Below are 17085 nucleotides of genomic sequence, written 5' to 3'. Positions count from 1 at the left end.
TTTTGATCGATGTAAATAAATTCGAAAGTATGCAAATCGGTTTGGCTTCTCCTGAAAAAATCAGAAGCTGGTCTTATGGTGAAGTAAAAAAACCAGAAACCATTAACTACCGTACGTTAAAACCTGAACGCGAAGGGTTGTTTGACGAGCGTATTTTCGGTCCAACCAAAGACTGGGAATGTGCTTGCGGCAAATACAAACGGATCCGCTATAAAGGCATCGTTTGTGACCGTTGCGGCGTGGAAGTAACACGTTCAAAAGTGCGTCGTGAACGCATGGGACACATTGAACTAGCAGCACCAGTATCACACATTTGGTACTTCAAAGGCATTCCTTCACGGATGGGTCTTGTCTTAGACATGAGCCCACGTGCATTGGAAGAAATCATCTACTTTGCTTCATACGTAGTGATTGAACCAGGAAACACCAGCCTTGAGAAAAAACAACTATTGACTGAACGGGAATACCGTGAAAAACGTGACCAATACGGTCAAGAATTTTCAGCAGCGATGGGTGCCGAAGCCATCAAACAATTATTAGATGGCGTTGATCTTGAAGGCGAAGTTGCTGAATTAAAAGAAGAATTGAAAAACGCGACTGGTCAAAAACGGACCCGTGCGATCCGCCGTTTGGACATCTTAGAAGCATTCCGTGCTTCAGGAAACAAACCAAGCTGGATGGTCATGGACGTTATCCCAGTTATCCCGCCTGATTTGCGTCCAATGGTGCAATTAGAAGGTGGACGTTTTGCCACAAGTGACTTGAACGACTTGTATCGTCGTGTAATCAACCGTAACAACCGTTTGAAACGCTTGTTAGACTTGAATGCACCAAACATCATCGTTCAAAATGAAAAACGGATGCTGCAAGAAGCAGTCGATGCCTTGATCGATAACGGTCGTCGTGGCCGTCCAGTTGCAGGGCCAGGGAACCGCCCATTGAAATCTCTTTCTCACATGTTGAAAGGGAAACAAGGTCGTTTCCGTCAAAACTTGCTAGGAAAACGGGTCGACTACTCAGGTCGTTCAGTTATCGTCGTTGGTCCATTCCTTAAAATGTACCAATGTGGTCTGCCAAAAGAAATGGCGATCGAATTATTCAAACCATTCGTGATGCGGGAGCTTGTTTCTCGTGAAATCGCGTCAAACATCAAAAATGCCAAACGCAAAATCGAACGTCAAGAAGACGAAGTTTGGGATGTCTTAGAAGATGTTATCAGAGAACATCCAGTGCTATTGAACCGGGCACCTACGCTTCACAGATTAGGTATCCAAGCATTTGAACCAGTCTTAGTTGAAGGCCGTGCCATTCGTTTGCACCCACTTGTTTGTGAAGCCTACAATGCCGATTTCGATGGAGACCAAATGGCCGTTCACGTACCATTGAACGAAGAAGCGCAAGCAGAAGCACGTATGCTGATGTTAGCAGCCCAAAACATTTTGAATCCAAAAGACGGAAAACCAGTTGTAACACCATCTCAGGATATGGTCCTAGGGAACTACTACTTGACGATGGAAGAAGAAGGCCGTGAAGGGGAAGGCATGATCTTCCGTGACATGGACGAAGCAGTTACGGCATGGCGCAATGGCTACGTGCATTTACACACACGGATCGCCATCAATCCAAACACTTTAGGGGACAAACCATTCACGTCTGAACAAAAACAACGCTTGATGGTAACAACGGTGGGTAAAGTGATCTTTAACTCGATCATGCCACCAGAATTCCCATTCTTGAACGAACCGACAGACTACAACTTGACGGTTCAAACACCAGACAAGTACTTTATTGAAGCTGGTACAGATGTGCCTGCCTTCATCAAAGAACAAGAGCTTGTTGGCCCATTCAAGAAGAAAAACTTAGGAAACATCATTTCAGAAGTCTTCAAACGTTTCCGCATCACTGAAACGTCACGCATGCTTGACCGCATGAAAGACTTAGGATACAGCCATTCAACAATGGCGGGTATCACCGTTGGTATCGCTGATATCATGAACTTGCACGAAAAACATGAAATCATCGACAATGCCCACAAACAAGTTGAAACGATCACGAAACAATTCCGTCGTGGATTGATTACCGATGACGAGCGTTATGAACGAGTTATTGGTGTTTGGAATGCAGCCAAAGATGAAATTCAGTTAAAACTGATGGAATCATTGGAAGCGAAAAACCCAATCTTCATGATGTCTGATTCCGGTGCCCGTGGTAACATCTCCAACTTTACTCAGCTTGCTGGGATGCGTGGATTGATGGCCGCGCCTAACGGACGAATCATGGAGTTGCCGATCATCTCAAACTTCCGTGAAGGTCTGTCTGTCTTGGAAATGTTTATCTCGACCCATGGTGCCCGTAAAGGGATGACCGATACCGCCTTGAAAACAGCCGATTCCGGTTACTTGACACGTCGTCTCGTTGACGTTGCCCAAGATGTCATCATCCGTGAAGACGATTGTGGTACTGACCGTGGTTTAGACATTCAAGCAATTCGCGAAGGAAACGAAATCATCGAATCCTTAGAAGAACGTTTGATTGGACGTTACACACGTAAATCAGTGATCCATCCTGAAACTGGCGAAGTCCTTCTAGGGGTCAATGAATTGATCACTGAAGATTTAGCTAAAGCCATCGTGGACGCTGGTATCGAAACAGTATCCATTCGCTCTGTCTTTACATGTAACACCAAACATGGTGTATGTAAACATTGTTATGGCCGCAACTTAGCTACTGGTTCTGAAGTTGAAGTTGGGGAAGCAGTCGGTACCATCGCTGCCCAATCAATCGGTGAACCTGGTACTCAGTTGACCATGCGTACCTTCCATACCGGCGGGGTTGCCGGAGACGATATCACGCAAGGTCTCCCTCGTGTCCAAGAAATCTTTGAAGCCCGTAATCCGAAAGGACAAGCGGTCATTACCGAAGTTACCGGAGAAGTCATCGATATCTCAGAAGACCCTTCAACTCGGACCAAAGAAGTGACCATCAAAGGGGAAACCGATACGCGTACGTATACCGTTCCTTATACTGCCCGGATGAAAGTAGCAGAAGGCGACTTTATCCATCGTGGTGCGCCATTGACGGAAGGATCGATCGATCCAAAACAACTGTTACAAGTTCGCGATGTCTTGTCTGTTGAAAACTACCTATTACGAGAAGTTCAACGCGTTTACCGGATGCAAGGGGTAGAAATCGGCGACAAACATATCGAAGTAATGGTTCGTCAAATGCTGCGTAAAGTCCGCGTCATGGATCCAGGTGATTCAGGCATCTTGCCAGGAACATTGTTGGATATCGCCGACTTTAAAGACCGCAACTACGACACATTGGTAGCCGGCGGCGTTCCTGCAACTAGCCGTCCAGTCCTACTAGGGATCACGAAAGCATCCTTGGAAACCAACAGCTTCTTGTCTGCTGCGTCCTTCCAAGAAACCACTCGTGTGTTGACCGATGCAGCGATCCGCGGCAAGAAAGATCCTCTTCTTGGATTGAAAGAAAATGTTATCATCGGTAAGATCATCCCAGCTGGTACTGGTATGCCTCGTTACCGTGAAATGGAACCAAAAGAAGTAACAGTTGCCAGCGAAAATGTCTACAGCATCTCAGACATCGAAGCACAAATGGCTGCTGAAGACGCATTGAACAGCCAAAACTAATCAATGCCCAGCACCTGATTGACTCAGTGTGACGGAAAAGCTTGTCATTCTTCGGAATGGCAAGCTTTTTTTGTTTAGCAAAAGGAAATATCACGAAAATGAATGCGCCCTTCTTTCATCCTAGAAAAGGGGCATTTGGGACGATTGATGAAAGCGTTATTTTTAAAATGTCCAAATCAGTGGACATCGATTAAGAATTACTAGAGCCAAAGAAGGCTATAGTAATGATACGGAGGGAGACAGTATGAAGCTGAGCAAGAGAGAAACACGTTTGATTGAGCAGTTTATGACACAAGGAATGAATTTGACCGCTAATGAACTAGCCACAGCTGCTAAGGTTTCAACAAAAACCATTTATCGGACGATCAAGCGGATCAATGAGGCTGCTGGTTCAGAAATCATTCGGTCTGAAATCGGCAAAGGATTTTGTTTGGATTATGAAGCGTATCTCAAAGGCACGATTGAAAATCAAGAAACGGATCAAAATGATGCGCCGCTTGAGCGGCGTCATGCGATTGCACTGCATGTATTGTTTAAATCACCAAAGCGATTAATGATCAAAGAGCTGTTCGCCCCTTACTATTTGAGTGAAGCAGTGATAAGTAGTGATATCAATCGTCTTGCGGAATATTTTCAGTACTTTGAACTCCAGTTGATCCGATCCGATAAGAGAATTGCAGTGATTGGTACCGAAAAAAATATCCGTCGCTGTGTCAATGATCTCTTTACGAAAACCCATGTGTGGAATGAAGAAATGGTCGCGCAAAAATATCCCATCAATGCCTTTGATATCAACTTTATTACCTCCATTCTTGAATTCATTGAGCGAAAACTCGCGAACAGTATTGCGTATCCTTACAATATGAATATTTTCTCGCATCTGTATATTCTGATTTTACGAATGAGAGAAGGAGAAATTGACCGCGAAGAGATAATTGAGGGTTTAGATGAGGAAGAACAGCATTTGATTGAACAGCACCAAGAGTTTTATCAAATTGCCCAACAAGTGATTGAAAAAATCAATGCCTATCTCGTGACGGAGCTACCAGAAAGTGAGGTATTTTATCTCTACCAGTATCTAGTGTCTTCCAGAGTGGAAAACAAACCCTTGGCAATGACCAATCTGACAAAAGAAGCCAGCGAAATCACGGAGTTTTTTACTAAGCGGATGGAAAAAGCACTGGGTATCAAATTGAACCAGCAAACAGACAAGACCAATCTACTTTGCCATATCCAGCCGATGCTCTATCGGCTAAAAAATAAAATCATCGTGAAAAATGGGCTGCTAAATGACATTCAACTAGAGTACCCAAGGATTTTTGAGCAAGTGGCACAAGTCAGCAAGGAAGTGGAGCAAACCTATGGAACGAATCCCATATCGGAAGACGAGATTGGTTTCTTGGTGCTGTATTTTGTGAAATTTAAAGTCATTCGTCGGCGCAGACAGCGAGTCTTAATTATGTGCAGCAGCGGCGTAGGGACCTCTGAACTGCTGAAAGTCAAAGTTCAACGGGCATTTCCAGAGTTGGATATCGTGGATGTGCTTTCCGCTCGTATGTACCGAAAGCATGCGCAAGACTACCAGGATATCGATCTGATCTTAACCACCATTAATTTGCCAGTAGAAACGAAGGTGCCGACGATTTTAGTCAATTCGGTATTTACCAAACAGGATGAAAAGCGAGTCAAACAACTATTAGGAGAGATGTAAAGATGAAAAACGAAAGCCAAACGATCCAAGCGTTCAGTATCGCAGATGTAATCAATCCCAATCTTATCAAGATGGAAATGGAAGCGAATTCAAAAGAAGAAGCGATCACTGAACTGTCTGAACTTTTATACGAAAACCAAATAATTACCGATCTAGCAGGGTTCACCCAAGATGTCTTTGCCCGAGAAGCAGAAGGAATGACCGGTATCGGACATGGCTTAGCAATCCCACATGGAAAGTCAGACAGTGTGAAAAAAACCTCTTTAGTGATCGGAAAAACCAAGCGTCCGCTTGAATGGGAGTCCATCGATGAAGCGCCCGTTCAAGTAATTATCTTGTTTGCAGTCAAAAATACCGATGCCAATACGATGCATATCAAGCTGCTGCAAAAGGTAGCGATGCTACTAGCGGATGAATCGTTTATTGATCGTCTCGTTGCGTCAGGGACCAAGGATCAAATGATGGCCTTGCTTGCAAAAGATCCAATGGCAGAAAACTAAGAAAGGGGGAGAAGAGATGAAAATCGTTGGTGTAGCTGCTTGTACTTCAGGAATCGCTCATACGTATATCGCTAAGCAAAAAATCGAAACAGCTGCGAAAGAACTTGGTCATGAAGTCCATATCGAAACCCAAGGAACCATCGGGACGGAAAGTGAATTGACGGAAGCCGCTATTCAAGCAGCCGATGTTGTCATTATTGCGGCAGATATCAAAATCGGCGGCAGAGACCGCTTTGAAGGCAAGCGAATAGTAGAAATTCCAACTAGTATGGTGATCAAAGCGCCTAAGCGTTTGCTTGAAACAATTGAAGAAAAATTAAATCAGGGATGAATCAATAAATGTTCTGACAATTCAAATTTAAAGGGGGATGAAACAAATGATGAAACAGCTGCAGTTGAAAAAACATGCCTTAACCGCCATCTCGTATATGCTGCCGGTCGTTGTAACAGCCGGACTTTTGATTGCTATCGGAAATCTTGCCAACGGCACGGTCATTGAAAATTACGATGCTGCCTATACGATCCCGGATGCACTGGTCTCGCTGGGTGTTTTAGGGATGGGGCTACTGGCGCCAGTGATCGCTGCCGCGATCGCCTATTCCATTGCCGATCGTCCAGGAATCGCTCCGGGTCTGTTTATGGGACTGATTGCCAATGCGATTGGCGCAGGCTTTTTAGGGGGAATGTTAGGAGGCTATCTCGCAGGTTATCTGGTCTTATTCTTAGTAAAAAACCTTAAAGTACCACGTTGGGCACAAGGTCTGATGCCAATGATGATCGTACCGGTCTTGTCGACACTGATCGTCGGTGCTTTGATGTTCTTCGTCATCGGTGTACCGATCGTGTGGGCTACGGAGGCGTTGACTACCTTCTTAACGAATCTGCAAGGCTCGGGAAATTTCTTATTTGGCGCGATTGTCGGTGGCATGGCTGCCTTTGATTTTGGCGGACCCGTCAACAAAGTCGCCTCGCTATTTGCTGATGGGCTATTACTGGAAGGCATTCAAGAACCCGAAGCCGTGAAAATTTTAGCCTCAATGGTGCCGCCCTTTGGTGTTACAATCTCTTGGGTCCTCTCTCGTCTCTTACGCCGGCCCAAATATTCTACGGAAGAAGAAGACAACATCAAGATCGCTTTTCCAATGGGCCTTTGTATGATTACAGAAGGAGTGATCCCGATCGCTGCCGTCGACCCGTTTCGCGTCATTTTTTCTTGTACGGTCGGAGCAGCCGTCGGCGGTGGTCTAAGCATGGTTTGGGGCGTCGGTTCACCAGTGCCATCTGGTGGGGTCTTCATCATTCCTGCCATGACGGATCCACTGAAATTTACCATCGCACTCCTGATTGGTTCTGCCATCACCGGTGTTTTGCTGTTTGCATTGAAAAAGGCACCCGTGGAAACGCCGATCATGGAAGAGGAAGAAGACATTGACTTTTCGTCGATTGAAATTTCCTAAAAAAAGGAGCGAAGAAGATGTATGTATCAATGAAAGAGATGCTGCAAAAAGCCAATCGAGAAAACTATGCCGTTATGGCGATCAATTGTTTTAACCTGGAAACCGCTAAAGCAGTGATCGATGCCGCCGCAGAATCACATGCACCCATCATCGTGGATTTGCTGCAAGACCATTTAAAGACCCATCTAGATCATCGTTACTTAACCCAGCCGATCATTCGAATGGCGGAAAATGTCAATGTGGAGGTTGCCATCAATCTGGATCATGGACAGGATATCGCCTTCGTCAAACAATGTCTCCACGAAGGGTTCTCAAGCGTTATGATGGATGCCTCTATGCATCCTTTAGAAAAAAACATCGCCATCACCAAAGAGATCGTGCAATTTGCGCAAGCCTATAATGCCAGTGTCGAAGCAGAAGTTGGGGACATGGGAGCAGTGGCTGGGGATCAGTTTACCAGCGATGGGATGTATACCAATCCAGAGGAAGCCATCCATTTTATTCGAGCAACCGGGGTCGACTGCCTCGCCCTTTCTTACGGCTCCAGTCATGGGGATTATCCAGCAGGGTATCGCCCGGCATTTCGCTTTGACATCGTTCAAACAATCAAAGAAGCCACTGACCTACCGCTGGTTTTGCATGGCGGCTCGGGAGCCGGCAGAGAAAATATCTTGCGTTCCGTGGCATTAGGGATCAATAAGATCAATGTAGGGGCTGATTTTATGAAAGCCCAGAGAAATGCCCTGCACCAACAGCTGAATGCTTTTCCGGAAAGCGATTATCCGACCTTGATCCACCAAACCATCGAAGCAGGAAAAGCAGTCGTCAAAGAGTATATCGAATTATCTGGATCAAAAAACAAATCACTTTAAAAAAGAATGGAGCACACTTATATGTTGATCAATATGAAACAATTACTGACCGTTGCCAAAGAAAATCAATTTGCCGTTGGTGCCTTTAACGTCGCAGACAGTAACTTCTTACGCGTCGTTATCGAAGCAGCGGAAGAAAACGATGCACCAGCCATCATTGCGATCCACCCAACAGAATTGGCCTTTACAAAGGATGAATTTTTCCACTATGCAGTTTCCAGAGCGAAAAACAGTTCTGTGCCGATCGTGATCCATATGGATCATGGCGACAGTTTGGCAAGTATCATGCGGGCGATCCATTGCGGATTCAGCTCGGTGATGATCGATGGGTCATTGCTGCCTTTTGAAGAAAATATTGCTCTAACAAAACAGATTACCGAGATTTGCCATCCGATTGGGGTATCTGTCGAAGGCGAGCTAGGAACGATCGGCAATACCGGAACCTCCGTTGAAGGGGGCGTCTCCGAAGTGATTTATACTCGTCCTGAAGATGCACAAGAATTCATTGAGAAGACAGGCATTGACACACTAGCAGTTGCGATTGGAACTGCTCACGGTATTTATCCGAAAGATATCAAACCGGAATTAAAAATGGATGTCTTGCAAGAAATCAAAGATCGTGTCGATATCCCATTAGTGTTGCATGGCGGATCGGCCAATCCCGATGAAGAAATCGCTCAGGCAGTGGCAATCGGTATCCAAAAAGTAAATATCTCCTCTGATTATAAATACGCCTTTTACAAAAAATGCCGTCAAATTTTAGCTGAAACAGAATTATGGGATCCAAATGCTATTTACCCAGAATGCATTGAGGCAGCTAAAGCAGTGGTTACGCAAAAAATGACCCTCTTCAATGCAATTGGGAAAGCAGCTTTGTATCGCCAGCAAAATATCCAGCCATGGCGTAGTGAACAAAACTAAACAGCAAACAAATAATGGAAACACCCTCGAAAATCGCTAAATTGCGGCTTTTCAAGGGTGTTTTTTTATTGTGCATTCTTTTCTTGCAGCATATGAATCCCCTTTTCCTGAACCTGCCGAGCGATAAACGCCAAGTCATTCGAAGTCAGGTTGATGTCTGCATAATGAAACAAGTTTTTTCTGCAGGAGGGGGTCAGATTGCCGATGATCAAATCATACGTCTCGTCCAGTTTGGTCAGAGAAAACGAGTCCAGAGGATTTAAAATCGTGATTGTTAGCTGATAAGGAATAAACTGTTGGATTTTCGTTTGGATAAATTCCGTATGGTAACTATTCGTATCATAAAACAAAGCTAAGCGAAAGTCAGCATTGGCATCGATGATTTCTTTAGCGAAATTTGGGAAAGATATATGGAAAATATAAATCAGGTAATTGATCGTACTTGGTCGAATGATCGGTAAATTTGAATGGGTCAAAAGGTGAACGATGTCTTGATTGACTGCCTGTTGGACCAAATCACAGTTGTTGACAAAACGAGCAAAGCGATCATCCAAGATGCAGTAAGGAACGTGCAAGTTGATCCCAAGAAAATAAGAAAAGACCACAGCGTCGAGTTTCTCTTCAAAGTTGGCTTCATGATAGTTGTACTTTTTAAATATACGTTTGGTCATTTGATAAAACTCTTGTTTGGTCTTACGAAAGACGTTGGGGTCTTGACCAATGTGGGTCGTGACATAACCGACCATTTTCTCGACGTAGGCCCGACTGTATCCGGTAAATTCGCTCAAATCGATTTTCTCTAAGAAATATTCGACGTGGTTTCCATTGGGGTTGGAGGCGTATAGGCGATCGCGCTTCGTATTGATATAGATCACAAAAGCGATTTTTTTGATGTCGGAAAAATAAAGCTTTAAGGGTGTCGCTGCTGCCATGATACGAGCGATTTTCAAAAAATCCTGTTCTTGGTTGATGTTGGCATCCACAAATTCATACTGGTACTTTTCTAAGAAGAAAATCAGAAAAAACTGGCGAATGTTGTGTTCATTTCCTTTTAACTGGATGGGTTTGGTCGCGATGAAGAAATCATACGGTGCCAGAACCATGTTGATCCTCTTGATCAAACGAATGATCGATGATTTGCTTAAATTTAATTCCAGAGCCAACATATCATAACTAGTGAAACTCGATGAGAAGAGTAATTCCAATAATTGAAATGCAGAAGAGCGAGTCAAAAACTGGCTGTATACGTCTAGCCGAGTAGCAAAGGGATGCAAGTGGAGGCGAACAGCTGAATAATCGTCAAATTGTAAGTCCAGAAACGAAAATTCATTGTCGATTTCCGCGATATAGGTTTTCGCTGCAGACATTGAAATGGAAAATTTTACTGCCAAATCGTGAAGACTCGTTCCCTGATCGTCTAATAAATACTCAATCAGCTGTAGTTTCTTTTGTGTCGTAGATGATAACAATTTCCGTAACATGATTGCCCCTGAGCCCCCTTTTAAGTAAATAGTATCACGTTTTTACATGTATTCAAAAAAATTGCGTGTTGTATTTTTTTTGAATACATCCCACCCCAAAATTTTGGGAAAATAGGAGTGTGGAATAGTAGTAACAAGTTTGATAAAAGTAGCATAAACCAAAATGATTGAACCTTAGGAAGGAGGCAAAAAGCAGTTGTTTGTTGGATATTTTGCTCATTGTTGAACAATGTTATTCGTCGAGCGCTTCCGAGATCAATTGAAAAACTTTATAAAAAAGGAATGAACAATTATGAAAAAACAATTTTCTATCTATATATGTTTGCTAGTCTTGCTTGGTTCCATTCTTTGTGAACCAACGATCATACTAGCAGAAGCAATCAACGCAACCGAAAGTACCGAAAGAACGACTGAAACGCTGGAAAGTACCGAGCCTGAGACCGGAACGATCGATACGGAAAAAGCACCTACGGATTCATCGACAGCGGGAGCAGTTCAGTCAGAAACGAGTCAAGCAGAAGAAGAACAAGCAACCGTCCCTAGTGAAAGTCAAGCAACCCAAGCATCTTCGACACTGAATCAAAACAGCATTCAACCCCGAGCACCAGATACTGAGGCGGAAACGGAAGCTTCTACTACCGCTGAGAATCTTAGTGCCAACCTAAACGAGCGGGGAGTACAACTTTTTGACAATGTCCGAATTACTGACTTAAACGATCAACCCTTCACTGCCGAAAATCCACCGATGTATAACGGCAACATCAAAATTCATTTTGACTGGTCGTTAGCAGATACGGAAGAAATTCGTGCTGGCGATTATTATACGTATCAATTACCGGAATATTTTGCTATTCATAACACCGTTAGCGGCGAATTGACCCGTTCTGGCGGGCAATCGATCGGAACCTTTACCTTAGCACTCGATGGCACGTTAACTGTTACTTTTAACGAAGCGGCACAAACACTTTCCAACCGCTCAGGGACTATCGATCTAATTACGGAATTAAGTGTGAGCACTGTCACCGAAGAAGTGACGATTCATACTGGGATCTACGATGAAGATGGCCATGAGATTATCATTACATTGCCTATTTATGAAGTCGACATCATTAAGACTGGTAACGTGACTTCCGGCGGTTCAGTGGTTTGGGAAATTATTTTTAACCAAACCAGTCGAGAATTACATGATGTGGTGATCACCGATAAAATGCCTCAAGGTTTGTCTTATAGTACTTCGACAGGCTACTTGTACGATGAAGACACCGAGGAGTGGATTCGTACTGATGGCTTATATACCTATAACAGCGTCAACAATACCTTTACCTTCAATCAAACGGTTAATCAACCTGTTCGAATCGTCATCAATAGTGCAGTCACCGATCCAACGGCTTCTTCTTTCAAAAACACGGCAACAATCAACGGCAGCGATTTTACAGAAAAAACCGCAGAAGCAACGGTTACTTACGATGAACAATCGGAATACAAACGGTTCAAAGGCTATGATCAAGAGACGAAACGAGCATCATGGGAAGTTTCCGTCTCATTGGACAAAGACCAAGCCCAATTTTTTGATCAGACCTATGCAGGATCGGATCCTGAAAAAGCCCTGCACTTCTTTGTGCCAGAGAGTTTGGTGATCACCGATAAAGACGGCAACCCGATTTCTTCAGAGGATTGGTCTTTTGATGAAACGTACGAGCGGAAAAAAGAGGGGGAAATCGTACGCTTTAGCATCACGTTTGCTAAAGCTGGCTATTACAAGATCCAATACGATACTCAGTTGTATGAATCGGTTTTAGCCGATACCCGTATTTACAACTACGCTTCGGTCCGCGACAATCAAAATAGCTCGTTGACGGGTAGTGGGACAGTGACACCAACCAAAATGATCGGTGTCGTCAAAACAGGCGGTACCAAAGATTATGAGACAAAAACCGTCCCATGGAAAATTGAAGCCAACACCAATCAACAAAAAGTCAGTGACCTGATCATCGAAGATCGCTATCAATTGATCTCTGGCGCAAACAGCAGCGCATTAACTTTGTTGGCAGATACGTTAGTAGTGACGGCCAGCGGCGTGACCGAGCCTTTAGAGCTCAATAACGACTATACGCTGGAGCTGATCACAGAAACGAAAACATTGACGGACGGATCAACAAAGGAACTTGAGACTGGTTTTCGCATCAAGCTGCAAGGAGCGTACCAAACGACTTCAGCCACGATCACTGCCAACTTCAAAACCAGCTTCGATATCTCACAGCATCTCGCACTAGGAAGTTCTAGCACCCGTTTTAGCAACGCAGCGTTTGTCTATTACACAGACGAAGCCGGCAATGAATTCACGGAAGCTTCTGAAACCAACACATGGCTGGACGCCAACTGGGTAAAAAATGCCTTGAAATACGGACTATTTATTGGTGAAGGCGAAGATGTCGCCAAAGCGATTACCGCCGTATTTGGTCGGAACTTAGGAACTATTTTTGATGAGCAGACCGCTTCCAGCGATCAAGTCTATTGGATGGGGCTATTCAATACGTACAAAGAAAAAATCAACAAAGATGCAGTCATCACTGACCAGCTGCAAGAAGGCCAAACCTTGAAAGACCTGGCGCTTTACGCGGTCACAGTAAGTGGATATACGACGCAAGTCAGAGCACTAAAAGAGCAATTGGTGCTAAACGAGGATTACAGTTACACCTATGACCCTGACACGAAGACAGTTACGATCACCTTGCTGAAAGAAACGTCAGAAACACTGGCGGTCTTCTTGGCAACGGAAGCAGCGGAAGATGTATTTACCTACAAAAATACCATCACGTTGACAGACAACGATACAACGTTGACCGCGGATGGCCAAGCCGATAAGTCGGCGAAAACGGACTGGTTGATGAAAAACGGTAGTCAGAATGCCGAAAACAATCGGTTGATCGATTGGGAAGTCATGATCAATGCTGACAGCCGCAAAATCCACAATGCGGTAGTGACCGATACCATCAACTACAATCAACACACCTTTTTACGAGATGCCGACGATGCCGTGATCGTAGATGTGTATGAAGCGGTCTTAAACAATGGTACGTGGGAAAAAGGAGAAAAAGTCACCTTCACCAACGAAGACAATCCGAAAATCACCTCGGATGTGGTAGCAGGGACGCAATCGTTAGTGATCGCTTTTGAAGAAATGATTGATAAACCATACTTTATCGTTTATCAAACACAACTTGACCCCGGGATTTTGAACAATGAACGGGTGACCAACAATGTCAATTTGACGGGTAGTGAGATCGAGATTCACACAGTAACCAAAGAAATCACCATCAAATCGACAGATGGCAGCGGAACGTCTTCTGGGACGAACGGTTCCTTGACGATCGTGAAATACGATGCCGATGGCACCAAAGAGCGAGGGATCGATGAAGAAGCGGTTTTCCAATTAAGCCGCAAAAATGCACAAAATACCTATGAAGTCATCTTGTCGAACCTGGTGGTGAAAAACAATCAGATCATGGAAAACGGCAACGCCATTGATCGGATCGACAATCTGCGTTACGGCGATTATATGATCCAAGAAATCACCGCACCGGACGGATACGAACGAGATGCGACTCAGTACACCTTCACTATTTCTGATAAGCAAGTCAATTATGTCTTTGAACTAGCTAATAAGCGAGATATCAAAGAGACAACCCTTGCCTTGAATGTTCAGAAGCTACTTGATGGGCGCGAGCTAAAAGACGGCGAATTTACGTTCCAGCTAGTGGATGAAGCTGGCTCTGTGATTCTAACCCAAACCAATGACGGCAACGGTCAAGTTGCCTTTGACGCCATCACTTACAACGAGCCTGGCGAATACCACTACACGATTCGGGAAAAAGCCGGCGATGATCCAACCATCACCTATAGCGACAAAGAACTAAAGGTAACCGTGACCGTCACTGAAGAAGATAGCCAGTTGATTGCGAAAGCAGTCTATGAAGGCAATCAAGTCTTCGAAAATGACTATACGCCAAAAGCCGGTAGTGTCGTTTTGAATGCTGAGAAAGTGCTGATCGGTCGTGATTTGAAAGCAGAAGAATTTGACTTCGAATTAGTCAATGAAGAAGGAACTGTTCTTCAAACAAAAGCCAATGATGCCACTGGCAAGATCTACTTTGACGCGCTCCCTTACGAGGAAGCAGGTGAGTACCACTACACCATCCGTGAGAAAGCAGGAACTGACGGTACCATCACTTACGATGCAAAAGAACTAGCGGTAGTCGTGACCGTCACCGATGAAGACGGACAATTGACCGCAGTGGCGGAATATGAAGGCAACCAAGTCTTTGAAAATGACTATACGCCAAAAGCTGGCGGAGTGGTGCTGAATGCTGAGAAAGTATTGACCGGCCGCACGCTGGAAGCCAACGAATTTGCCTTTGAACTGGTAGATGAAGAAGGCAACGTACTTCAAACAAAAACCAATAACGCAACCGGACAAATCTACTTCGATGAATTAATGTATGACGAAGTCGGCGAATACCGCTACGCGATTCGAGAAAAAGCTGACGCAGATAGTACCATTACCTATGACATGAAAGAAATTGGCGTTGTCGTGAAAGTCACCGATGAAGACGGGCAACTGGTGGCAAAAGCAACGTATGATGGCAATGCGATCTTTGAAAACGACTATACGCCACAAGCTGGTAGTGTCGTACTGAGTGCCGAGAAAGTCTTGACCGGACGCACCTTACAAGCTGACGAATTTGCCTTTGAACTGGTAGATGAAGAAGGAACTGTTCTTCAAACAAAAGCCAACGACGCAACTGGCAAGATCTACTTTGACGCTCTCGCATATGATGAAGCAGGCGAATACCGCTACACCATCCGTGAGAAAGCAGGAACTGATGATACCATCACCTACGATGCAAAAGAACTTGCGGTAGTTGTGACCGTGACGGATGAAGATGGACAGTTGACCGCAGTTGCGGAATATGAAGGCAACCAAGTCTTTGAAAATGACTATACGCCAAAAGACGGCGGAGTGGTGCTGAATGCTGAGAAAGTATTGACCGGCCGCACGCTGGAAGCCAACGAATTTGCCTTTGAACTGGTAGATGAAGAAGGAACTGTTCTTCAAACAAAAGCCAACGACGCAACTGGCAAGATCTACTTTGACGCGCTCCCTTACGAGGAAGCCGGTGAGTATCACTACACCATTCGTGAGAAAGCAGGAACTGACGGTACCATCACTTACGATGCAAAAGAACTAGCGGTAGTTGTGACCGTCACTGATGAAGACGGACAGTTGACCGCAGTGGCCGAATACGAAGGCAATCAAGTCTTTGAAAACAGCTACCAACCAAAAGCTGGCAGTGTCGTACTAAGTGCCGAGAAAGTCTTAACTGGTCGTACACTACAAACAAATGAATTCGATTTTGAACTAGTCGATGAAGAAGGAACTGTTCTTCAAACAAAAGCCAATGATGCCACTGGCAAGATCTACTTTGACGCGCTCCCTTACGAAGAAACAGGTGAGTACCACTACACCATTCGTGAGAAAATAGACAGCGATGGCACTATCACGTACGATACAAAAGAACTAGCGGTAGTCGTTACCGTCACCGATGAAGACGGACAGTTGACCGCAGTTGCCGAATACGAAGGCAATCAAGTCTTTGAAAACGACTATACGCCACAAGCCGGCAGTGTCGTACTAAGTGCCGAGAAAGTCTTAACCGGCCGTACCTTACAAGCAAACGAATTCGATTTTGAACTAGTCGATGAAGATGGAACTGTACTTCAAACAAAAGCCAACGATGCAAATGGCAAGATCTACTTTGACGCTCTTTCTTACGAGGAGACAGGTGAGTACCACTACACCATTCGCGAGAAAGCAGGAACTGACGGTACCATCACCTACGATACGAAAGAACTGGCAGTAGTCGTAACGGTCACCGATGAAGCTGGACAGTTGACGGCAGTTGCCGAATACGAAGGCGATCAAGTCTTTGAAAACAGCTACCAACCACAAGCAGGCAGTGTCGTACTAAGTGCGAAGAAAGTCTTGACGGGTAGAGATTTGCAAGCCAACGAATTCGCATTTGAATTAGTGGATGAAGCTGGAAAGGTTCTGCAAACCCAACGCAATGATGCAAATGGAACGATTACCTTTGATGCATTGACGTATGACGATGCTGGGGAACATCGTTACACGATTCGTGAAAAAGCTGGCAACGATGCAACGATCATCTATGATGAAACCACCTATCAAGTAACGGTCACCGTCAAAGATCAAGCAGGGAAATTAATGGCTGAAGCGGAACAAACGACAGACATGGTATTCAACAACCGTGTCAAAGAAGGCAAAACACCGAAGCCGGGCACTGACAACTTACCGAAAACCAATGACACCACGACCGCTGGTTGGGTCGTCTTGGGACTGTTGTTAGTAGTGATCGCAGTAGGCATCTACCTTGATCGCAAAAAACGGGCGCCGTTATCATAGGCAGGA

General features: G+C 44.6%; 9 protein-coding genes. 8 read left to right on the top strand and 1 reads right to left on the bottom strand.

The annotated features are described in order from the left end of the window. Window positions 1-2: 2 nt before the first annotated feature. From rpoC to IGI86_RS16930, 7 genes are all read left to right on the top strand, one after another. Window positions 3-3653, top strand: a complete 3651-nt coding sequence (rpoC, locus tag IGI86_RS16960) for a DNA-directed RNA polymerase subunit beta' (protein ID WP_034871965.1) — start codon at window positions 3-5, stop codon at window positions 3651-3653. A 244-nt stretch (window positions 3654-3897) separates the two neighbouring features. Further along, the gene (locus tag IGI86_RS16955) at window positions 3898-5364 is read left to right on the top strand and encodes a BglG family transcription antiterminator (protein WP_430617615.1); all 1467 of its coding nucleotides are present in this window, start codon (window positions 3898-3900) and stop codon (window positions 5362-5364) included. Between the two features lie 2 nt (window positions 5365-5366). Continuing rightward, entirely contained in the window at window positions 5367-5864 is a 498-nt protein-coding gene (locus IGI86_RS16950) for a PTS sugar transporter subunit IIA (RefSeq protein WP_008381751.1), read from the top strand. A 16-nt stretch (window positions 5865-5880) separates the two neighbouring features. Continuing rightward, on the top strand, window positions 5881-6195 hold the full coding sequence (locus IGI86_RS16945) for a PTS fructose transporter subunit IIB (RefSeq protein WP_005230357.1): 315 nt from the start codon (window positions 5881-5883) through the stop codon (window positions 6193-6195). A gap of 46 nt (window positions 6196-6241) precedes the next feature. Next, on the top strand, window positions 6242-7321 hold the full coding sequence (locus tag IGI86_RS16940; RefSeq protein ID WP_086332800.1) for a PTS fructose transporter subunit IIC: 1080 nt from the start codon (window positions 6242-6244) through the stop codon (window positions 7319-7321). A 17-nt stretch (window positions 7322-7338) separates the two neighbouring features. Next, on the top strand, window positions 7339-8193 hold the full coding sequence (locus IGI86_RS16935) for a class II fructose-bisphosphate aldolase (protein ID WP_413127642.1): 855 nt from the start codon (window positions 7339-7341) through the stop codon (window positions 8191-8193). Between the two features lie 21 nt (window positions 8194-8214). Further along, a complete protein-coding gene (locus IGI86_RS16930) occupies window positions 8215-9114 on the top strand; it encodes a ketose-bisphosphate aldolase (protein ID WP_034878218.1) in 900 nt (299 codons plus the stop codon). A gap of 65 nt (window positions 9115-9179) precedes the next feature. Here the strand turns inward: IGI86_RS16930 and IGI86_RS16925 are convergent, their stop codons facing one another. Beyond that, complete coding sequence (locus IGI86_RS16925) at window positions 9180-10595, bottom strand: helix-turn-helix domain-containing protein (protein WP_430617614.1); 1416 nt, start codon at window positions 10593-10595, stop codon at window positions 9180-9182. 292 nt (window positions 10596-10887) lie between these two features. On the opposite strand from IGI86_RS16925, the gene IGI86_RS16920 reads away from it, so the two are divergent. Continuing rightward, window positions 10888-17079, top strand: coding sequence for a Spy0128 family protein (locus tag IGI86_RS16920; RefSeq protein WP_430617613.1), 6192 nt, complete (start codon window positions 10888-10890; stop codon window positions 17077-17079). The last annotated feature ends 6 nt before the right edge of the window (window positions 17080-17085 follow it).

Origin of the sequence: Enterococcus sp. AZ188 (assembly GCF_050544075.1) — a bacterium.
Lineage (GTDB): Bacteria > Bacillota > Bacilli > Lactobacillales > Enterococcaceae > Enterococcus_D > Enterococcus_D entomosocium.
The sequence above is the reverse complement of the archived record's forward strand: the minus strand, read 5'-3'. Positions and strand labels throughout refer to the sequence as shown.